Annotated in this window: 16 protein-coding genes, 1 other RNA gene and 2 pseudogenes; 8 read left to right on the top strand and 11 right to left on the bottom strand. The window is 41.0% G+C overall.

The window, feature by feature from the left end:
* Positions 1 to 14 precede the first annotated feature (14 nt).
* A complete protein-coding gene (locus tag N8A86_RS01905) occupies positions 15 to 929 on the bottom strand; it encodes an alpha/beta fold hydrolase (RefSeq protein ID WP_273567532.1) in 915 nt (304 codons plus the stop codon).
* A gap of 179 nt (positions 930 to 1,108) precedes the next feature.
* Positions 1,109 to 1,513 (bottom strand): LytTR family DNA-binding domain-containing protein, encoded by a 405-nt coding sequence (locus N8A86_RS01900; protein WP_273567531.1) that lies wholly within the window; start codon positions 1,511 to 1,513, stop codon positions 1,109 to 1,111.
* 631 nt (positions 1,514 to 2,144) lie between these two features.
* On the opposite strand from N8A86_RS01900, the gene rnpB reads away from it, so the two are divergent.
* An RNA gene (gene rnpB, locus N8A86_RS01895) (RNase P RNA component class A) lies at positions 2,145 to 2,459 on the top strand.
* Positions 2,460 to 2,508: 49 nt separating this feature from the next.
* Here the strand turns inward: rnpB and N8A86_RS01890 are convergent.
* Genes N8A86_RS01890 through N8A86_RS01880 form a run of 3 tightly spaced genes read right to left on the bottom strand, consistent with a single transcriptional unit; the run spans position 2,509 to position 4,519 of the window.
* Positions 2,509 to 3,060: an RsmD family RNA methyltransferase gene (locus N8A86_RS01890; RefSeq protein WP_273567530.1), complete on the bottom strand. Its 552-nt coding sequence runs from the start codon at positions 3,058 to 3,060 to the stop codon at positions 2,509 to 2,511.
* Positions 3,060 to 3,812: a DUF3822 family protein gene (locus N8A86_RS01885; RefSeq protein ID WP_273567529.1), complete on the bottom strand. Its 753-nt coding sequence runs from the start codon at positions 3,810 to 3,812 to the stop codon at positions 3,060 to 3,062. Before N8A86_RS01885 ends, N8A86_RS01890 begins: the two co-directional genes overlap by 1 nt.
* A 53-nt stretch (positions 3,813 to 3,865) precedes the next feature.
* Positions 3,866 to 4,519 carry a hypothetical protein gene (locus N8A86_RS01880; protein ID WP_273567528.1) on the bottom strand — a complete coding sequence of 218 codons (654 nt, stop codon included), beginning with the start codon at positions 4,517 to 4,519 and terminating at the stop codon, positions 3,866 to 3,868.
* Between the two features lie 250 nt (positions 4,520 to 4,769).
* Between N8A86_RS01880 and N8A86_RS01875 the strand changes: the two genes are divergently transcribed.
* The 7 genes from N8A86_RS01875 to N8A86_RS01845 all read left to right on the top strand — a co-directional run bounded on the left by N8A86_RS01875 (position 4,770) and on the right by N8A86_RS01845 (position 16,499).
* Positions 4,770 to 6,209, top strand: a complete 1,440-nt coding sequence (locus N8A86_RS01875) for an ATP-dependent DNA helicase (RefSeq protein ID WP_273567527.1) — start codon at positions 4,770 to 4,772, stop codon at positions 6,207 to 6,209.
* A 104-nt stretch (positions 6,210 to 6,313) separates the two neighbouring features.
* Positions 6,314 to 6,883 carry a DUF4126 domain-containing protein gene (locus tag N8A86_RS01870; protein ID WP_273567526.1) on the top strand — a complete coding sequence of 190 codons (570 nt, stop codon included), beginning with the start codon at positions 6,314 to 6,316 and terminating at the stop codon, positions 6,881 to 6,883.
* A 33-nt stretch (positions 6,884 to 6,916) separates the two neighbouring features.
* Positions 6,917 to 7,630 (top strand): 3-deoxy-manno-octulosonate cytidylyltransferase, encoded by a 714-nt coding sequence (gene kdsB / locus N8A86_RS01865; protein WP_273567525.1) that lies wholly within the window; start codon positions 6,917 to 6,919, stop codon positions 7,628 to 7,630.
* On the top strand, positions 7,621 to 8,319 hold the full coding sequence (locus tag N8A86_RS01860; protein ID WP_273567524.1) for an HAD family hydrolase: 699 nt from the start codon (positions 7,621 to 7,623) through the stop codon (positions 8,317 to 8,319). The genes kdsB and N8A86_RS01860 overlap by 10 nt, the downstream gene beginning before the upstream one ends.
* Before the next feature lie 26 nt (positions 8,320 to 8,345).
* Entirely contained in the window at positions 8,346 to 9,455 is a 1,110-nt protein-coding gene (locus N8A86_RS01855; protein WP_273567523.1) for an iron-containing alcohol dehydrogenase family protein, read from the top strand.
* 89 nt (positions 9,456 to 9,544) lie between these two features.
* Entirely contained in the window at positions 9,545 to 10,081 is a 537-nt protein-coding gene (locus N8A86_RS01850) for a 1-acyl-sn-glycerol-3-phosphate acyltransferase (RefSeq protein WP_273567522.1), read from the top strand.
* Between the two features lie 349 nt (positions 10,082 to 10,430).
* Positions 10,431 to 16,499, top strand: a complete 6,069-nt coding sequence (locus N8A86_RS01845) for a BspA family leucine-rich repeat surface protein (protein ID WP_273567521.1) — start codon at positions 10,431 to 10,433, stop codon at positions 16,497 to 16,499.
* 104 nt (positions 16,500 to 16,603) lie between these two features.
* Here the strand turns inward: N8A86_RS01845 and N8A86_RS01840 are convergent.
* The 6 genes and pseudogenes from N8A86_RS01840 to gcvT all read right to left on the bottom strand — a co-directional run.
* Positions 16,604 to 16,810: pseudogene (locus N8A86_RS01840) on the bottom strand (YebC/PmpR family DNA-binding transcriptional regulator); the annotation flags it as partial.
* A 130-nt stretch (positions 16,811 to 16,940) separates the two neighbouring features.
* Positions 16,941 to 17,594 carry a class I SAM-dependent methyltransferase gene (locus N8A86_RS01835; RefSeq protein ID WP_273567520.1) on the bottom strand — a complete coding sequence of 218 codons (654 nt, stop codon included), beginning with the start codon at positions 17,592 to 17,594 and terminating at the stop codon, positions 16,941 to 16,943.
* A 117-nt stretch (positions 17,595 to 17,711) separates the two neighbouring features.
* A complete protein-coding gene (locus N8A86_RS01830; RefSeq protein WP_273567519.1) occupies positions 17,712 to 18,422 on the bottom strand; it encodes a YebC/PmpR family DNA-binding transcriptional regulator in 711 nt (236 codons plus the stop codon).
* 108 nt (positions 18,423 to 18,530) lie between these two features.
* Positions 18,531 to 18,815, bottom strand: coding sequence for a 4a-hydroxytetrahydrobiopterin dehydratase (locus N8A86_RS01825; RefSeq protein WP_273567518.1), 285 nt, complete (start codon positions 18,813 to 18,815; stop codon positions 18,531 to 18,533).
* Between the two features lie 83 nt (positions 18,816 to 18,898).
* Positions 18,899 to 19,747: a sugar nucleotide-binding protein gene (locus N8A86_RS01820; protein ID WP_273567517.1), complete on the bottom strand. Its 849-nt coding sequence runs from the start codon at positions 19,745 to 19,747 to the stop codon at positions 18,899 to 18,901.
* Between the two features lie 6 nt (positions 19,748 to 19,753).
* Positions 19,754 to 20,838, bottom strand: a pseudogene (gene gcvT / locus N8A86_RS01815) (glycine cleavage system aminomethyltransferase GcvT).
* Positions 20,839 to 20,940: the final 102 nt, after the last annotated feature.

Here is a 20,940-nt window from a genome sequence, read left to right as displayed (position 1 = left end):
CATTATTTTTAGAACTATTCGTCCTCAATTTGTCTAAGTAAATCTAAGATGGTCTTAGTAACCAAATCAGGTTGCTCCAAAGGTATATAATGGCCGCTTTTTTTAGCTTCTATTAATTCTGTATCATTGGATAGAGTCGGCATATCTTGTTGTAGTTTTTCCCAAATAGTATTATACAGTTCCCCTTGTTTTCTTGAGGGAAAGCCACTGATTACTTTTTCTCCACCTGCATAAATAATTCTTATAGGTAAGTTTCCTAAAAAGCGGTTATTTTTTATTTTTTCTGACCATTCCATCTTAAGGTTCTTCTCTTCGGCAATAGATGTTGCTTTTTCCGGAAAAAAAGCATTGCTGATGATATTAATCGAATCATTTGCCCTGGTAGCAGGATATCGATAGGAATTTGTCAGTCTGAGATAGCCGATAAAAGATAAAAACTTGATCCATGTAAGATTTCTTGGAGATTGGTTTCCGAGAATTTCTTTTGGTATTTTTTCATACGCCTCAGGATGCGTAACATCTATCAAAACGAGACCACAAACCATTTCCGGATATTGGGCCGTGAATGCCCTAGCTGACATTCCTGATATGGAGTGGGCCACAATAATATAAGGGCCATCCCCATCGACCTTTTTCAAAATACCATGGAAGTTTTCAAGAATTCGATCAGTGGTGAGCTCATTTTTGGAAGGTTCGCTCCCTAAAATACCGGCACGGTCATACGAAATGGTTTTTGTATGTTCTGAAATCTCGTTTTGTATTTTTTCCCAAATTAATGAACTGCCTCCTGTTGGATAATATCCCGATTCAAAGATTACGGTAGGTAAAGAGGTTTTGTTCCCTTCGATATTGACATGAAAGTTTTGGTCACCAACATGGATAATTGAGCCTTTAGGTGGAAAAATCTGCCGTGTTTTTATACGTATCACCTGTTCATATAGTATACCAACAGAAAGAATTATGGCTATTGAAAGCACCCCCGGGTCATAAACAATTTTAATTTTTTTGTATTCATAGTCTCTTCATTTAAAAGCATGAGGTAATGAAATAGTATGGCCCACTCAAACCGAAAGGGATTAATGGGATGTTTTAGGGTGGAAATACACGTTTAATTTTCCGTAAGCTTAGAGACTAATTCGTTGAATTCCCCAACCTTGCTTCTAGAAACAGGAATATCTTCATCATGATTTTTGAAGTTAATTCTATAACCTCGCGAGTTTCCGTTTATAGAGGTAACCTTGCGAAGATTTACAATATACGATCGGTGACATTGAAAAAGATAATCAACACCTTGAATTGAGTCAATCACAGATTTTAACGTATTTCTCAATAAAACCTTTTGGTTGGTTTCATTGAGCGAATAGAATACTTCTATATTATTGTCGGTTACATGTATCAATTGCAAATCGATGGCATTGACCTTCAAATCTTCTTGACTATCATTTGATTTGAAAACTAGAATCTTCTCGCTTTTCGCTTCTTTGAAACCGGTATGAAACCTGATTAGAATCATATTCAGGTGTTTTGCATGGTAGAAATGTTTTTGAAGAACCATTTCCTTCTTAATAAAAATAGATAAGGGAACGATAAACAATTGAAGAGCCAACACTGTTCTAATAACGTTTTGCAACGTTATGTTCAATCGTTCTCCTATAGGTATTTGCCAAATGATTTTCAAAAGAAAGTATCCTAATAGAATAGCTAAAATCAATTCAGAGAAAAGCCAAATTATTTCTTTGCCAATTGTCCATGTATCATATTTGAAAATGTTTTTAAAAATTAAGGGTAGGGCAATACGACAGACGAACTGACTAACGTAAACCATAAAAAGCACGATAAAGGCAACAGAGGAAATCTTTTGATCGGAGTAGGTCAGAACACTTCCGAAAAATAATACAATAAGAAAGGTTAGAATACCGATTATGTTGGGTACATAAATGGCTTTTTTGAATTCTTGAAAAAGAGATAGTGCTGTCTTAAAAATTTAATCATTATTGATTCATTGAAGAAGGTCAAAATAGTGGATAATTTTTATTTGCTGTCTAGATTGGGCTAAAAAGGAAAAATTAGGGATAAAAAGCAATCCAGGTAATTCTATGGAAATTAAATTCTTAGCTGGTTCTGTTTATTGCACTAACTTTGCGGAAGCAGGCCGCCCTATCGCTGCCCGCCTTGGCGGGGAGAGGAAAGTCCGGACACCATAGTGCAACATAGCGGGTAACGCCCGTCGTCCCGCCCTGGGCGGGACAGGACAAGTGCAACAGAAAGCAAGTACAGTTCGGCTGTAGTGAAATCAGGTAAACTCTATGTGGTGAAACGTCATGTAAATCGGTGTTCGAGGGCTGCACGCCCGAGCCGAAGGGTAGGCGGTTCGAGTCTTTGGGCGACCAAAGACCTAGATAAATGATAGGGATCCGTTTTTAGTGGAGACAGAATCCGGCTTATGGCCTGCTTTTTTACTATATCATCGTTCTCTCGAGCGCGTTAATTTTCTTTGTGACCTTGGTTCTAATCACCATTGCCGGTAATACTGAAAAAGCTAAAAACACTACCTCCATATTTACGTTGCTCTTTAAAGCCTGACAAATGAGAGAGGTCCATCTGTTTTGAATGTTCAATAATCAAGGAGCCCTCTTTTTTCAATAGGTTATTTTGGAAAACCAAATTAGAAATCTTCTCGAAATCCTCCAAAGACATATCGTAAGGTGGGTCCGCAAAAATCAAATCGAATTGATCTTTGGTCCGCCCCAAATAGGTAAATACGTCATTCCGCATCGCCAAAATGCCGAGATCAAGTTCCTCGGAGGTTTTGGAAATAAATTGAACACAACCTTGATGACTATCGACACATGTAATTTCCTTTGCGCCGCGACTGGCAAATTCAAAGGCAATATTGCCAGTACCCGAAAACAAGTCCAAGATCTTCAAATCCGCGAAATAATATTGGTTGTTCAGAATATTGAAAAGTGCTTCCTTGGCCATGTCTGTAGTAGGCCGCACGGGCAAGTTTTTTGGCGCAAAGATTCGCCTTCCCTTATGGCTTCCTGAAATAATACGCATTATAAAGTGCTTAACAACGTGAAATCTATAGACTCCTCAACGGATTCTAAAATGGGATATGTATTTACCGGTGGAACTGAAATCACAACATTTTTTACATAGCGATGGCAAAGTTTATAAATTTCATCGTCCTCTTCTATGGCGCCGAAAAGCTTTAATGAAATATGCTCTGGGTTGAGCTTCAATTGTTCCAAAGTGAAAAGTAAGTAATAGATAAAATCTTCTTTGGTCACAAAAGCGAAAGTATTGTATAACAGTAGTTGCTTATTGGAAATAATGGTAATATCCATTTGTTGCCGTCCCACATGAACATAGCCTATGGTGTCAAGTTCATTGCTACTGGCGTTCAACAAAGAATGTATCATTACGGTGCTATGATGTTCAAAATCAAATTCGCCGTATAGGTCAAAAATGTAATTGTTGATATTGGCAAAGGGTACATAGACGGTAAAAATATCGTGATTTTTAATTTCATCGTAGACAATATGGTCGTTGGCCAATATCTTCGTGTTGAACTTAAGATAGTTCGCTAATTGAGAATCATCAAAAAGTGATTGCGGCACCAGTGCGAACAAATTGTTTCGGTGTACAACGATAACTTCTGAGAAACTTCTTTTATCAATCTTGTGTTTCTCTAAAAATTCTTGCAAGTGTTCTTGAAGATCATAGGGGTCAATTCCTTGGCAAAAATAGTACTCTCCAACATTTTGACAGCATGACTGACCGTGTCTACGATACAAAAGAAAGTCCATTCAAGCTCACTTGAATGGACAGTTTTTGAAAATTTTCTTTTGACGCTTCGATATTAGTTTTCGTCACCTTTTTTGTCATAGATCGGAGGCCAGTTTCCGCTCGTACTTACTTCGGTCATCGAGCCAACTTTTATTTCGTTTCCGTTAACCTCTTCAACACTGATCTGTGCATTTTCCCTCGCCAAAAGATCCGCAGGCTGATCGTGCAAAATAACGCTTTTGGCCACCTTTACCTCGAAAACCGGTGCCCTGTAACCACTTTTGTCGATAATATCGGCTTTCATCTCAAATTTTTCGCCATTGGGCGCTCCCGGCACGTTCATCATGCTTTTGTAACGATCATCATTTTTAAAAAGTGAATCTTTCACAGCTACAAAACCTAAAGTATCTATTAGAACTGTGTCCACCTGAAGGTCGATTTGATATGCCTTGTCATAACGCATGAACGAAGAATCTTTTTGTTGCGTAATGGTGTATTTTCCGGTATCCACAAAGCTAATAAGGCTTTCAAAATCTTTGGCGTATCTTTTATTGACGGTTTTATAGGCCTCTTGAGAACTTCTGATGTCTTTTAAGTTCGAAATAACTTTTGAAAAACGTTCCTGTTTTTCATCATTGAACTTAATCGGGCCAGTAATCGAGTTATAAATCATGTATCCTAAACCGATGCAGGCAATCCAAAGTACAATTTGTATTATGGTCTTCATTTCGTACGTGTTTATTTAATTTAGTGGTTAACACAAATCTACAATTTTTTTGGAAACTGCCTAATTTTTTAAGACCTGATTTTAGCCTTCAAATTTAATTTGTAACTCCTTGTATTTGAGCTGCTTTAAGCTGATTAGGATTGATTTTGGAAAGGGAATTCAAAATAGCTTTGCGCGATTATGCTACATGTTTCCCGACAGATGCATTAAAAAAGCATTCCTAAAAAATCATGATTATCTTTGATTTTCTATGAGTGTACTTTCCGATAGTGCTTTTTATCAAATTTTAAAGGAAAAATTTCCGCATGACCCGACGGACAAGCAATCCGTTGCCCTTCAAAAATTGGCCAAGTACGTACTTTCAAAAAATCAAGAAGATATTTTCCTTTTAAAAGGATACGCAGGAACCGGAAAAACAACTATCGTCGGTGCACTGGTATCGTGTTTATGGAAAACGACCATGAAAGCCGTTTTGATGGCCCCAACGGGCCGAGCCGCCAAGGTGATGTCGAATTATTCTAAGACCCAGGCATTTACGATACATCGAAAAATCTATATCCCCAAAAAGCAGAGCGGGGGCAGGGTACAATTCGTATTGGCGCCCAATAAGCATCGAAATACGGTTTTCATCGTAGACGAGGCATCCATGATTCCTGATACGCCGGCCGATTCCAAACTTTTTGAAAACGGATCCTTGTTGGATGACCTTTTACTATTCGTTTTTTCGGGACATAATTGCAAATTGATACTGATAGGAGATACTGCTCAATTGCCTCCGGTACATTTAGAATTGAGTCCAGCCTTAGATGCCGACAAACTTTCTATGAACTATAATAAAGAGGTTGTTCGTCTCGAATTGGATGAGGTGGTCAGACAGGAAGAAGATTCAGGTATATTGGTCAATGCCACGGTGCTGCGCGAACAACTTCAGGGTAATTTTTTCGAAATCTTTCAATTTGATGTGAATCCGTACGGTGATATCGTGCGTTTGATCGATGGGAACGAAATATTGGAGGCCATAGAAAATGCTTATTCGATACATGGCAAAGAGGAAACAACTTTTATTGTTCGATCGAACAAAAGGGCCAATCTCTATAACGAGAATATTCGTAATCGCATTCTATATTTAGAAAATGAGTTGGCGGTGGGCGACTTCATGATGGTGGTGAAGAACAATTACTTTTGGCTAAAACCGAATTCGGAAGCTGGCTTTATTGCTAACGGCGATATTATCGAGGTACTCGAAATATTTTCGATCAAAGAGTTATATGGCTTTCGATTTGCCGAGGTTATGGTCAAGATGGTCGATTACCCGAATCAAAAACCCCTTGAAACTGTATTGTTGTTAGATACCATTCAGGCCGTGACTCCTTCACTTTCCTACGAAGATGGTAATCGCTTTTATCAAGAGGTGATGAAAGACTATGCCGATGAAACATCGAAGTATAAAAAATTCTTGTCCGTAAAGAATAATAAATACTTTAATGCATTGCAGGTAAAATTCTCATATGCAATTACTTGTCATAAGTCCCAAGGGGGTCAATGGAACACTGTTTTTGTGGAGCAACCTTATTTACCCAATGGGGTAGACAAGGAGTACTTGAGATGGCTTTATACTGCAATTACCAGGGCCAAATCGCAACTATATCTTATCGGTTTTAAGAACGATTTTTTTCTTGATTCGGAATAAGTTAAATTCGTGGGAAATAATGGGAGTCAAATGCACATTAGGGAAATTTTCTGCTCTTTGGAACTGTTTTTGTATTTGAACTTGCACTTGAACTTTGCCAATACATGACATCAGAAACCATCATAAGTGTTTTCTTGGGCGTAGGTCTTGCGGCTTCTGTGGGCTTTCGGGTTTTTCTTCCCCTATTTGCCCTGAGTTTAGCGGCCTATTTTGATGTATGGGAATTGAACGATAGCTGGCAATGGATCGGCAGTCTCGCCGCTGTAATTACCCTTGGGGTAGCGACCGTTGTTGAGATTTTTGCTTATTTTATTCCTTGGGTCGACAATTTGCTGGATAGTTTTGCCGTACCCTTGGCTGCCATTGCCGGTACTGCCGTCATGGTCTCTACCGTGGCCAACTTGGATCCCGTTGTGACCTGGTCTTTGGCCATAATTGCGGGTGGCGGAACAGCTACCGCCATTAAAGGAGCGGGGGCGGCGAGCCGATTAACATCTACTGCAACAACAGGCGGTTTGGCAAACCCTCTAGTGTCGACTGTTGAAACAGGTACTGCCATAGCGGTAACGACCGCATCTATTTTTGCACCGATATTGGCCGTCATCATGGTCATCATTATTCTTGTTTTCATTTTTATGATTTATAGAAAATTAAGGCCCAAGGCAAAAACCTAACCTTTATCCATTCAGCAAGTGAAAATTATAGCTATGATTCCGGCGCGATACGCCGCATCTCGATTTCCTGCAAAATTAATGCAAGACCTATCAGGTAAACCTGTTATCGTCAGAACCTATGAAGCGGCGGTGCGAACAGAGTTATTTGACGAGGTGTTCGTTGTGACGGATAGCCCGGTAATCTATGATGCCATTGCTGAGGCTGGCGGTAAGGTGATAATGAGTCTAAAAGAGCACGATTGCGGCAGTGACCGTATCGCAGAGGCCGTTGCCGATATTGATGTCGATATCATAGTCAATGTACAGGGCGATGAGCCTTTTACCGAGCGCACTAGTCTTGCGGCTGTTTTAGAGGTGTTTCGAAGTGATATTGATCAAGAAATAGACCTGGCGTCCTTAATGGTACACATTACGGACGAGGAGGAAATTTCAAATCCGAATACCGTAAAGGTCATTGTGGACAATCGCAATTTTGCCTTATACTTTTCGCGTTCACCAATTCCCTATCCAAGGTCTACTGAAATCGAGGCTAAGTATTATAAGCATAAGGGGATTTATGCCTTTAGAAAAAGTGCTTTGATGGACTTTCAAAGACTGCCTATGCTGTCTTTAGAGGCCACCGAAAAAATAGAGGCCATTCGTTATTTGGAATATGGAAAGAAGATAAAAATGGTGGAAACAAACGTATCAGGAATAGAGATAGATACACCTGAAGACCTAAAAAGGGCGCAAGAAGCATGGAAATAGATTTTAGCAACATTAAGGTCATAGGCTTTGATGCCGATGATACGCTATGGGTAAACGAAACTTATTTTAGGGAGGCGGAGGAACAATTTGCTGATTTACTCGAAGGTTATGAAACCAAGAACAAGATTGATCAAGAGCTCTTCAAAATGGAAATGAAGAATCTAGAGCTTTACGGCTACGGAATCAAAGGTTTTATGCTTTCTATGGTCGAATCTGCCCTTGAAATATCAAATAATACGATTTCCCAAGCAACGATTCATGACATTTTGAATCTGGGTAAAAAGATGATCGCTCATCCGGTAGAACTTCTTGAGGGTGTGAAAGAAGTGTTGGAAGTGCTAAAAGATAAATACCGGTTGATCGTCTTGACCAAAGGTGATCTTCTTGACCAAGAACGCAAGCTGGATAGGTCGAGTTTGTCTACTTATTTTCATCATGTTGAGGTATTGAGCGATAAGAAAGAAGAAAACTATCTAAATTTGCTCGAACATTTGGAGATAGGTGTGAAGGAATTTTTAATGATCGGAAATTCACTTAAATCGGATGTTCTGCCTATTGTAAATATTGGCGCCAAAGCGGTTCATATTCCTTTTCATACGACATGGAAACATGAAGAAGTAACGGTCGAGGAAGATAACAATAAATATCTGACATTAAATAAGTTATCGAATATTTTGAAGTACTTGTAATTCAGATTATGCATACAAAAAAAGATATGGATATAAAAAACGTTTCGGCTCTGAAAACGCGGCAGTACCGAAATTTTCCTATGGTTCCCAGAGTGGTGTTCGGTTCGGGAAGTTTTGATCACTTGGGAGAGATTTTGATGCCGAAAAGAAGTCACTCCGAAGCACCCATCATATTTTTGGTGGACGATGTTTTCGAAGGGACCGAGCTTGCTGAAAGAGTCCCTTTAATATTCAACGATCAAATTATTTTCATCTCTGCGGATGAAGAACCCAAGACGACACAAGTGGATGTCTTGGTAAATCGTATCAAAAAGGAGTTTTCTGAGCTTCCATCCGGTATCGTAGGTATTGGTGGTGGTACGTTATTGGATTTGGCCAAAGCAGTGGCCATATTGCTGACCAATAAAGGAGTAGCATCGGACTATCAAGGCTGGGACCTGGTGCATAGACCGTCGATATATCATGTAGGCATACCGACCATTAGTGGAACCGGTGCAGAAGTATCCCGTACTACGGTGCTGTTGGGACCAGAAAGAAAATTGGGAATCAATTCTGACTACACCACGTTTGATCAAGTTGTGCTGGACCCCGAACTGACCAAAGGCGTCGACAAAGAGCAATGGTTCTATACCGGAATGGATTGTTATATCCATTGTATCGAATCACTCAATGGCACTTATTTGAACGCTTTTAGTCAAAGTTATGGCGAAAAGGCACTGGAGCTATGCAAAGAAGTTTTTTTAGAAGACCTGTCACATTCTGAATCCCGTGATAAATTGATGATGGCTTCTTGGCATGGCGGTATGAGCATTGCCTACTCCCAGGTCGGTGTTGCCCATGCCATGAGCTATGGTCTGGGTTATTTACTGGGTGTAAAACACGGGATAGGTAATTGTCTGGTATTTCAACATTTAGAGGAGTTTTACCCCGAGGGGGTCGCACTTTTTAAAACCATGCTCGAAAAACACGAAGTTACACTTCCTAAGAATGTTTGCGCCAATTTGAGCGAAGCTGATTTCGATACCATGATAAATGTTTCATTGAACATGGAGCCGTTATGGGAAAATGCTTTGGGTAAAGATTGGCAGAAAACGATGACCCCCGCCAAATTGAAATCCATCTATCAAAAAATTTAGTTTTTTCTACTGTCTGTTAGAGCACTTCGGCTGCGCTCAGCAAAGGCTAAAGTCTAGAACTACCTAATGATTCTCAGTAATTCGATGCCATGCAAAGCCTTGCTAGATTTATTTACTTCAAGATTTTGGGTTGGAAATTGGTAGGATCCTTTCCCGATTTAGATAAATGTATCTTTATCGTAGTGCCCCATACCAGTTGGGTCGATTTCTTTTTTGGGACTATTGATCCGTCGGGTCTGCAACGAGCAAATCAATTTCATTGCAAAAAAAGCCTTTTCAAGTTCCCTTTCGGATGGTATTTCAGGTGGATGGGCGGCGCACCCATAGATCGTAGTAAGAATAGCGACACGGTTTCCGCCATTGCCAAAATTTTTAACGAACGCAAAGAATTTAGGTTGGCACTATCGCCAGAGGGTACGCGTAAAAAAGTGACACAATGGAAAACGGGCTTCTACTACATCGCCAAGGCAGCTAACGTACCCATTGTCATGGTCGCTTTTGACTATGGTAAGAAAGAGATAAAGTTTTCCGAACCTCATTTTCCGACCGATAATAAAGAGGATGATTTCAAAACTTATATGTCGTTCTTTAAAGGTGTGGTTGGCAAAGTGCCAGCGTATAGTTAGCTACTTCTCCAATACGACTAAATCATCTCTTGATTCGGATTTCATTATTCTGTTTTGGCACTTTTTTCTTACAAAAAAAGTAGCTTTGACCAAATAATTTTAACATTTCACAACATTCTTGTCTTGACTCACAACATAAATTTAGTGTTTTTGATGAGATGCTCTAGTTTCATCATGCGATTCAGTTTACAATTTCCCAATTCTTTGTAAAGGCTACCTACAGGCCGATGATCGATAAAATACCCATTATAGGATATTTGTTAGTATCACATAAATATTTAATTCGGTCCTTCGATTCAATCACAGGTCGGTACTCGAATTTGATTAAATAACTATAAACCTAACCATTATGAGAAATTTTACTTTTTCCGCGCTGTTCATTCTTCTTTTTTCTTTTTCCGTTTACGGTCAAAATCCGGATTTAATTATTACAGAAATCATGTACAACCCCATTACAGAAAGCAATGGGGAGTGGATAGAAATTTATAACAATAGCATCGAGGCGATCGACTTGACCGGCTATGTACTTGATGACAATAACAATACGGATCAAGATGCCGCAAATATTTCCGAGGGCATATTACAACCCGGAAAATCGGTTATTTTATTTGATGATGACCTGACCCTTCAAGAATTTGAGGCGGCGTGGGGTGTCGTTGATGCAATTCCGGTGGCCAACTGGCCTGGTTTGAACAATACGGGAGATTCTATAGGAATATGGGATAGTTTCGAGAGTTATGAGGGAGACAATGTTTCACAAGCGAATGTCATTCAGCAAGTCATTTATGACGCTGGAGGTGATTGGCCCGCTTCGAGCAATTCAAAGTCCATATTTTTAATCGCCTTGGATTTCGACAACACCGTAGGGGGCAGTTGGTCATTGAGCAGTGCCGAACCAAATGAAGAAGAAACGCCCCTTTTCAATACATATACCAGCACCGCCGGGGATATCGGATCTCCTGGAAGTCTTGAATCGAACGAAGATAACGAGGCACCGATTATCACCTGTCCTGCTGATATTGACCTAATCAACGAAGAAGGAATTTGCGAAGCAACTTCACTTATTTCGGAGCCAACAGCTACCGATAATGTGTCTGAAACCTTCATTTTTGAGGCAATAAGAAGTGACAATTTAGAATTGACCGACCACTTCCCAATCGGGGAAACTACCATAACATGGACCGCCACCGATGAGGCAGGTAATACATCGGAGAGTTGTGCACAACTGGTGATAGTTTCAGATGAAGAGGCGCCGACGATAATTTGTCCCGCTGATATTGACCATACGATTCCATTCGGTGATAGTATTCCCTTAGAACTTATCTCACCGACGGCAACGGACAATTGTCAAGAAGAATTTCAATATTCGGCTACCCGAAGCGATGGCCAAGATTTGGAGGCTCCATTTCCTTTGGGTACAACAACTATTACATGGAGCACTGTCGACGTGGCCGGAAATAGTTCTGAATCTTGTCAACAGCTTATCAATATAACCTTAGACAGTAGCATTGCCTTTGTAACAACTTGGAAAACTGATAACCCCGGTATTTCAGAAGACAACCAAATAACCATTCATACATCTCGAAGTATTTTTAGTGGTCCTTACGACTATACGGTCGATTGGGGGGATGGTAGTGTAGATAATAATGTTACAAAAGACATAACCCATACCTACACAATTCCTGGGATTTATGAGATATCAATTTCAGGGATTTTTCCGGCAGTGAGCTTTGGAATAATCAACGGAGAACAAAAAGATAATTTGAAATTATTGCAAGTTAATCAATGGGGGTCTCAACTATGGTCAGATTTAAATGCTGCCTTTGATCAATGCGCAAATCTAGATGTTGTCGCAACTGATTTACCAGACATATCAGAACTGACTATATTAGGTCATATGTTCCGAGGTTGTTCATCCTTGGTCTATAACAATTCGCTAAATGATTGGGATATGAGCAATATAACCTATATGAGCTCTATGTTTTTTGGATGCAGCTTGTTTAATCAAGATATTGGCAATTGGGACGTTAGCAATGTAACCAATATGGGGAGTATGTTCAACTTCTCAGGATTTAATCAAGATATTGGTAATTGGAATGTCAGCCAGGTTACATCGATGAATCAAATGTTTTCTACTTCTCCTTTTGATCAAGATATCGGTGATTGGGATGTTTCGAACGTTACTGACATGAGTGGCATGTTCAGGCTAGCTCCTTTCAATCATGATATTGGAGACTGGGATGTCAGCAAGGTGGCTGACATGGGAGGGATGTTCGACCAGAATGTTGTTTTTAACCAAAATTTAGAAAATTGGGATACATCGAAGGTGGTTTTTATGTCAGAGATGTTTGTTGACGCCGGTTCATTCAATCAGGATATTTCTAATTGGAATGTATCAAATGTTACGAATATGTTTTGGATGTTCAAAAATGCGGGGTTGTCTACTGAGAACTATGATGTTCTTTTAAATGTATGGAGTACACAACAACTCCAAAGCGGAGTTGCTTTTGATGGCGGCAACAGCCAATACTGCCTTGGCGAAGCCGCACGGCAGAAGTTGATCGATGATTTCGGTTGGACGATTACCGACGGTGGTAAAAGTGAAGATTGCGAAACTGAAAGACCTTTTATCACCACCTGGAAAACCGACAACCCCGGGACTTCAGAAGACAATCAGATTACCATTCCAACTTACAGGAATGCTACTTTCGTTGATTTTATATATGATTTCACAGTTAACTGGGGAGATGGTACTTCTGATAGAGGGGTTGCCGGAGACATCACACATACTTATGAAGTACCGGGAACGTATCAGGTTTTGATTTCGGGAAAATTTCCGGGAATGTATTTTGGATGGTCTTCAAATAACGATAGAGAAAAACTTCTGACCGTGGACCAATGGGGTGATAATATTTGGGGTTCATTCCACTCGGCTTATAATGGCTGTTCTAATTTGGATATCAAAGCAACTGATTTACCCAATCTTACGCATGTTACTTCATTTGATACGACCTTTGCTTTTTGTTCAAATTTGATATGGAATGCTACAGTCGGTTTGTGGGATACAAGTGGTATAACTGATATGTCATATGCATTTTATTCAGCTGGTGAATTTAATCAAGATATAGGAAATTGGAACGTCAGTAACGTTGTCACCATGAACGATATGTTCAATAGGGCAAGCACATTTAATATGAATCTCAATAGTTGGGAAGTAGATAATGTTATTACATTGAATTCTATGTTCGAAAATGCCGAAGCGTTTAATGGAGCTATAGGTAATTGGAACGTTTCCAATGTCACTACAATGGCCGATATGTTTCTTTCTGCTTCTTCTTTTAATCAAGACATTTCTGGTTGGAATACCGCCGAGGTATCCTCAATGACCAATATGTTCAATGGAGCTATATCTTTTAACCAAAATCTAGCCAAATGGAATGTGGCAAATGTTATCGGTATGACATCAATGTTTTCTGGTGCGCATTCCTTTAATCAAGATATAAGTAGTTGGAATGTATCGAATGTTAGGCATATGAATTATTTGTTTAATCAAGCATCTGCCTTTGACCAAGATTTGGGTCAATGGAATATGGCACAGGTTAGAGAGATGAATAGTATGTTCTCAGGTATTAAACTTTCTGTCGAAAATTATGATAATACATTGGTTGGTTGGAGCGTTCAATCACTTCAAAATAATCTTGTTTTTGATGGTGGCAACAGCCAATATTGTCTAGGCGAAGCCGCCCGACAAAAACTGATCGATGATTTCGGTTGGACCATCACCGATGAAGGAAAAAGTGAGGACTGTGTAATTGAAAAGCCCTTTGTCTCTACCTGGAAAACTGATAATTCCGGTAGTTCGGAAGACAATCAGATTACCATACCAACTTTTCCAAGGGAGACCTATAATTATTCTGTGGATTGGGGTGATGGCACTTCTGATACTGAGGTTACGACGGACATCACCCATACCTACGAAACGCCGGGGACCTACCAGGTTTCAATTTCGGGTGCGTTTCCAAGAATCTATTTTGAAGAAGGTTTTGGGGAGACCAGAGATCAAAAAAAGTTAATATCAGTTGATCAGTGGGGATCTATTAGATGGTCCTCCATGGGAAATGCGTTCGCATTTTGCGGAAATATGGATGTTTTAGCCACCGATATACCAGATTTAACCAATACCGAAGATATGTCCTATATGTTTTTAAGTTGTACTTCTTTGGTAGGCAATAGTTCCTTCAATGATTGGGATGTTAGTCAGGTTAATGTCATGGATTGGATGTTTACCGGAGCCAAGGAATTCAATATAGATATCGGTGATTGGAATGTTCAAAACGTTCGGAATATGCTCCATATGTTTTCTAACGGCACATTCAACCAAGACATAGGCAGATGGGATGTTAGTAGTGTCAGTAATATGACCGCAATGTTCAATGGTAATTCGGTATTTGACCAAGACATCCATGCATGGGATGTTTCGAATGTAAAGACAATGGATGGTATGTTTTACAATAGCGTGTTCAACCAAGATATAGGCAATTGGAATGTGAGCAGTGTTACAAATATGAATGGAATGTTTGCCAATTCTTTCTTATCTACAGAAAATTATGACAATATCTTAATAGGTTGGGCTAGCCTTGTAACGCTTCAAAATGGGGTTGTCTTTGATAGCGGCAATAGTGAGTACTGTCAGGGCGAAGCCGCCCGCCAAAAACTGATCGATGATTTCGGTTGGACCATCATCGATGCAGCGAAAAGCGAAGACTGCCCGACCGAAGGTTGTCCCGATTTATTGGCCAACGAGAATGAAAACTTATCCTTGCCTGCCGGTACCTTTGGTTCGGGCCTCGATACTGCCATAGGGGTATCCGACATCGTCAATGGGTCTGACTGTGCGATACGATTGGTCAATAGCGACCCCGATCAACCTTGGGCGAAGTATTCGATACAAATCGACCTGGCTGAGAAAGGCATATCCGCCGGGGACCGATTGTTCTTCAGTATCGATGGTAACAGTACCAACGGTACGGCACGCATCGAGGTGGTGCAGAACGGAAGGCCGAACACCTGGCAGATCGGCCATACCTTCGGGGCTGGCTGGAGCACGCATGAACAGACGATGACCGTACCCAACGGCATCACCACGCTCGATATCTGGATCTATCCGAACTTTGCGGGCAACGTAGCGGGATCGGCACACTACGATAACCTTATCGTACGAAAAGTGGAGGGCTCCGATTGTCCCGATATTCTTGCCAATGAAGATGATGACATTCTATTACCGGTGGGTACTTTCGGTTCGGGTCTTGATGCCGCGAACGGAGTGTCGGACGTCACAAACGGCTCGGAATGTGCCATACAATTGGTGAACAACGATACGAACGAACCTTGGGCGAAGTATGCGATAAAGATAGACTTGGCCGAAAATGGGATCACCGCAGGTGACGAGCTGTACTTCAGCATCGACGGGAACAGTACGAACGGGCAGGCCCGAATCGAAGTAGTCGAGAACGGTCGGCCCAACACTTGGCAAATAGGCCATGACTTTGGCCAAGGCTGGAGCACCCACGAACAGACGATTACCGTTCGGGAGGGGCTACAGAGCCTAGATATCTGGCTCTACCCGAATTTCAAGAATAATGTCCCGGGATTTGCGCATTACGACAATCTTGTGGTGAGAAGGGCCATACCTGCAGGTTGCCCCGATGATTTGGCCAATGAAGACCTGAGCTTACCGCTTGGGGGAGGCAGATACGGTTCCGGATTGGATGTCGCCAATGGCGTATCGGATATCACCAACGGTTCGGACTGCGCCATTCAATTGGTCAACAATGGCAATAACGAACCTTGGGCGAAATATGTCATCAGTATCGACTTGTCAAAGGAAGAAATCGCTGCAGGCGATGAACTTTATTTCAGTATCGACGGCAACAGTACTGACGGGCAGGCGCGAATCGAGGTAGTGGAGAACGGCAGGCCCAACACCTGGGAGATCGGCCATAGCTTCGGCCAAGGTTGGAGTACCCACGAGCAGACGATAACCGTAAGTGAGGGGGTAAGGACCCTCGATATCTGGATCTACCCGAACTTCGGCCGTAACGAACCTGGGTCGGCCCACTATGACAACCTTGTCGTGAGCAAGGTTGGTGAAAACGGCCTAGCTGGAAAAAGACCGCTGAACGCACTAAAGGTTTATCCTAATCCGGCCAGTGAACGTGTCTCCGTCAGTTTTGAGAAACCGGTAACGATGGGTAGTATGGAAATCTTCGACATGAGCGGCCGCTCGGTGCGTAAAATAGCCAAGGCAAATCTGGAAAGCACCATTGATGTACAAGACCTTAAATCTGGAGTTTACCTACTAAAGGCAATTGATGAAAAAGGGAACCAGTTTACAAAACGGGTCATAGTGAAACACTAATGCCTAAAAACTGCACAAAAAAGAGAACCTAATAGGTTCTCTTTTTTGTTTGGTAGTTCTACAATCTGTGTGTACCGTCAGCAACTTAATTGGGAATGAATTCTTTATTCCTCCATGGTATGATATACATTCTGTACATCATCGTCCTCCTCGATTTTTTCCAATAATTTTTCAACATCGGCCGCTTCTTCTTCGGTCAGCTTTTTAGTCACTTGCGGAATGCGTTCAAAACCGGAAGAAAGAATTTCAATCTCACGGTTTTCCAATTCTTTTTGAATGGTACCGAAACTTTCGAAAGGGGCATAGATCAGAAACTCCACCGCCTCTGTTTGACTTCAGCATCTAATTCGTGATTTGCTGTTTATGTCTGGCAATGTCATAGGTTTGTGCGGCCATCGAACAGATATACACGAGCATGGGTTATTGAACCGTTTAAAAGCTCTATACTTTTACTCTACGGTAGGTTTCAATATGCCAAGGGAAGGCCAGGGCATGCGAGACCCTTTCATATCCCTGTTGCTCGAACACCTCCCTGATTTGATTTACAGGGTGAACATAGGGTCTAAATGAATTGCTTTTAAGCTTTATGATCAGAGCACCGATCCAGGATACGATTTTGGAAATTATTCCGTCGATGGGATAGCTCAGCGCAACATGAGTTCTTGCTTTTTGACAGCTTGTTTCAATTATTTCCTTGAAATCCGGATAGCAGCAGACCACTTTATCTAGGGTGATATAATCAGGGCGGTCGACTTGAGTATGTACTACCGTGTAATCGCCAAGAATAAAATGAGTTTTTGCCCCCCATGCTTTTTTGTCAGCATGTTCTTCCGCTTGTCGCAAATAACCAGATGAAGCGTCGATAGCTGTGGTTCGAGCCCCACCCGTTTGAAGGAACCACCATTGCAAAGCACCAATGCCACCACCCACATCGATCAATGATTTACCTTCGATGGTTTGAGCGGTTAATTGTCGGATGATTTTTGCAGTCACCCTCGATGGCCCATTTTTTAAATATTGCCGATATTGTTTTTTTGCTGTTTTCTTGTCAAAAAACACATCGGCACCACAACAGTGTTCTTTAATGGAGGTCATTAATTAGGTTGCAAGGTTCAAAAATATCAAGTTACCGCAATTTATTTACAGTACCTTAAAAAACTAAAAACAAGTTAAATTAAAAATAACTTTCTTAAATTATGGACTAAATTATACTTACTCCTCCATCGTATGATATACATTCTGAACATCATCGTCCTCCTCGATTTTTTCGAGTAGTTTTTCTACATCTGCCGCTTCTTCCTCGGTCAGCTTTTTAGTCACTTGCGGAATGCGTTCAAAACCGGAAGAAAGTATTTCGATATCACGGTTTTCCAATTCTTTTTGAATGGCACCAAAACTCTCGAAGGTGGCATAGATGAGAATTCCGTCATCGTCAACAAAGACCTCTTCGGCGCCATAGTCGATCATCTCCAATTCCAATTCCTCGGAATCGATTCCTTCGGCGGGAATTCTAAAATTACAAGTATGGTCGAACATAAATTCAACGGATCCTGAAGTGCCCAAGCTTCCGTCACATTTGTTGAAATAACTACGGATATTCGCGACGGTTCTGGTATTATTATCCGTTGCCGTCTCTATCAAAATGGCAATGCCATGTGGGGCATAACCTTCGAACAAGACTTCTTTAAAGTCCCCCAGGCTTTTGTCAGAAGCTCTTTTTATGGCCCGCTCAATATTGTCTTTGGGCATATTGACCGATTTCGCATTTTGGATTACGGCCCGTAATCGGGAATTTGAATCAGGGTCGGGGCCACCTTCTTTTACGGCCATAACAATATCCTTGCCGATTCGCGTAAACGCTTTCGACATCGCCGACCAACGTTTCATTTTACGCGCTTTCCTGAACTCAAAAGCTCTTCCCATATTTTTTATACTAAAAATTGAATACCTACAAATTAAAGAAAGTTCAAGCGCAAGTTCAAGTTCAAAACTTATTTTCGATTACTGATTACAACCACTGCCTACTTCAAACTATGTTTCAATAATTTTCTCGATAGCATGTGCGAGTTCAAAATCTTTTTCGGTAACGCCTCCTGCATCGTGGGTGTTCAATCGTATGTTCAACGAGTTGTAAACGTTGCTCCAATCTGCATGGTGGTTATGCTTCTCAAACTCGAACGCGAGCCGGGTCATTACTGAAAAAGCTTCCTTAAAATTCTTGAATTCGAAAGAGGTCTCAATGGCCCCGTCCACATATTCCCATCCTTCCAATTTTTCAAGACGTTCTTCGATGGTTCTTTCTGTTAGTTTTTCCATAGCTAAACATTTTTTTTCATTCCTGCAAAAGCAGGAATCTATTTCTATTCAATTCTTAAAGATAAACAAGCGTACGCAGTTCTTCAACTCAAAATATGATGGTCTATGATTTCTTGAAAAGTGACCTGCAAACTTTTTGGCAGCTTATTGTCCTTGGGAAGTACGGCCATATAGCGCTCTTCGTTGGTCGTATATACCCGTTTGTAGATGGGATTAAAATTTCCGATACGCCCGACAATTTCCCGAATGAAATCTTCATGGTGTACCAAGTCCGTACTTCCCAAATGATAAATTCCGCTTTTGTCGCGATTGATAAGATAATGTATTTGTTGGGTCAACTTGTCGTCGTTTGTTACATTCAGTATTAGGTTCGGAAAAACCTCTACAGGTTCATTGTTCCAGATTCGATTTTTGATTTCTTTAATTCTTGGGGAACTGTTGCCGAAAACCATGGGTAAACGCAAGATTCCCATTTTCTCTTTGGGCAAGCGCAACAACATGTTCTCGATTTTTATCTTAAACCTGCCATAGACACTTTCAGAAAGCGTCTTGTCATTCTCATAAGAAGGATATTTGCTATAGGCGTCAAAAACATTTGCCGAGGATATAAAAAATAGTTTGCAATCGTTTTTCGAAATATATTCGACCAGATGCTGATGTGCCTGTACCTGAGCGGCAAAATTTCCGCGTACCACGGAAATAATCAGTTGGGGACGTATCTTTTCCAATAAAGGAAAAACATCATCTTCTTGCATGTCATAGCGAAAGAATTGTTGGTTGCCCTCGAAAGCTTTTCGCGCCGTAAAATAGGTGCCGTAGGTGTCAAAATAATTGCAGAGTTCTTTGTAGATGGCATGGCCGATAAATCCGCTTCCCCCTAAAATCAAAATCTTCTTGCCTCCTTCCTGCAACTTTCCCTTTCGTTTGGCCATAAAGAACTACCCTTTGTAAAACGGAAGTTTTACCACGGTAGCGGGTACCGCATTTTTTCTAATTTGAATATTGATTTTGCTTCCTACTTCAGAAAATATCACGGGTACATACCCAAGACCGATGCCTTTGCCCAATGAGGGAGACATGGTTCCCGAGGATACGGTTCCAATTTTTTTCCTTGTCCGTCAACGATATCATAATCATGTCTTGGAATTCCACGGTCGTCCAATTCAAAGGCTATGAGTTTTCGTTCGGGGCCATGGGCCTTCTCTTTTTCCAGAGCTTCCTTATTTACGAAGTCTTTGGTAAATTTTGTAATCCACCCCAATCCCGCTTCAATGGGTGAGGTTTCATCATTAATGTCATTACCGTAAAGGCAGTAGCCCATTTCTAGGCGTAGCGTATCACGCGCTGCCAAACCAATGGGTTTTATGCCATAATCCGCTCCGGCCTCAAATACTTTGTCCCATATTTGTTTTACTTGGTCGTTCTTACAGTATATTTCGAATCCGCCAGAACCGGTGTATCCCGTTGCCGAGATGATGACGTAATCGATTCCTGCAAAATCGGCGACAACGAAATTGTAGAACTTTATTTCAGCCAAATCGACCGAGGTCATTGACTGCATAGCTTCGACGGCCTTTGGGCCTTGAATCGCCAAAAGGGAATAATTCTCAGATAGGTCTCGCATCTCGGCATTAAATTCCGCATTGTATTTTGAGATATGGGCCCAATCTTTTTGGATGTTCGAAGCGTTCACAACGAGCAGGTATTGTTCCTCCTTTATTCTGTAAACGATAAGGTCATCGACGATACCTCCAGTTTCATTCGGTAAGCAGCTATACTGTGCCTTTCCGATGGTCAATTTAGAAGCATCGTTCGAGGTAACTTTTTGAATCAAATCCAAGGCGGTCGGCCCAGAAATCAAGAATTCGCCCATGTGGGAAACATCAAAAACACCAACGCCATCGCGTACAGTTTCATGCTCAGCATTCACGCCTTCATAGGAAACAGGCATATTATAACCTGCAAAAGGCACCATTTTGGCCCCAAGGGCTTCGTGTGTTTTTGATAAGGCCGTGTCTTTCATATACATCGAAATTTTAGCTGAGCAAATTTATCGAATTAATTAGGGAAATTCTTATTCGAAGTCCGTATGTTTTCACAATTTTATAATAACAGCTTCAAATTT

The organism is Maribacter halichondriae (assembly GCF_027474825.1).
GTDB lineage: Bacteria > Bacteroidota > Bacteroidia > Flavobacteriales > Flavobacteriaceae > Meishania > Meishania halichondriae.
This window is presented reverse-complemented; position numbering and strand designations above follow the sequence as displayed.

Coding starts and splice junctions, on each gene's coding strand:
- N8A86_RS01900 (WP_273567531.1), bottom strand. CDS start 1,513: ATGATTCTAATCAGGTTTCATACCGGTTTCAAAGAAGCGAAAAGCGAG.
- N8A86_RS01890 (WP_273567530.1), bottom strand. CDS start 3,060: ATGCGTATTATTTCAGGAAGCCATAAGGGAAGGCGAATCTTTGCGCCA.
- N8A86_RS01885 (WP_273567529.1), bottom strand. CDS start 3,812: ATGGACTTTCTTTTGTATCGTAGACACGGTCAGTCATGCTGTCAAAAT.
- N8A86_RS01880 (WP_273567528.1), bottom strand. CDS start 4,519: ATGAAGACCATAATACAAATTGTACTTTGGATTGCCTGCATCGGTTTA.
- N8A86_RS01875 (WP_273567527.1), top strand. CDS start 4,770: ATGAGTGTACTTTCCGATAGTGCTTTTTATCAAATTTTAAAGGAAAAA.
- N8A86_RS01870 (WP_273567526.1), top strand. CDS start 6,314: ATGACATCAGAAACCATCATAAGTGTTTTCTTGGGCGTAGGTCTTGCG.
- kdsB (WP_273567525.1), top strand. CDS start 6,917: ATGATTCCGGCGCGATACGCCGCATCTCGATTTCCTGCAAAATTAATG.
- N8A86_RS01860 (WP_273567524.1), top strand. CDS start 7,621: ATGGAAATAGATTTTAGCAACATTAAGGTCATAGGCTTTGATGCCGAT.
- N8A86_RS01855 (WP_273567523.1), top strand. CDS start 8,346: ATGGATATAAAAAACGTTTCGGCTCTGAAAACGCGGCAGTACCGAAAT.
- N8A86_RS01850 (WP_273567522.1), top strand. CDS start 9,545: ATGCAAAGCCTTGCTAGATTTATTTACTTCAAGATTTTGGGTTGGAAA.
- N8A86_RS01845 (WP_273567521.1), top strand. CDS start 10,431: ATGAGAAATTTTACTTTTTCCGCGCTGTTCATTCTTCTTTTTTCTTTT.
- N8A86_RS01835 (WP_273567520.1), bottom strand. CDS start 17,594: ATGACCTCCATTAAAGAACACTGTTGTGGTGCCGATGTGTTTTTTGAC.
- N8A86_RS01830 (WP_273567519.1), bottom strand. CDS start 18,422: ATGGGAAGAGCTTTTGAGTTCAGGAAAGCGCGTAAAATGAAACGTTGG.
- N8A86_RS01825 (WP_273567518.1), bottom strand. CDS start 18,815: ATGGAAAAACTAACAGAAAGAACCATCGAAGAACGTCTTGAAAAATTG.
- N8A86_RS01820 (WP_273567517.1), bottom strand. CDS start 19,747: ATGGCCAAACGAAAGGGAAAGTTGCAGGAAGGAGGCAAGAAGATTTTG.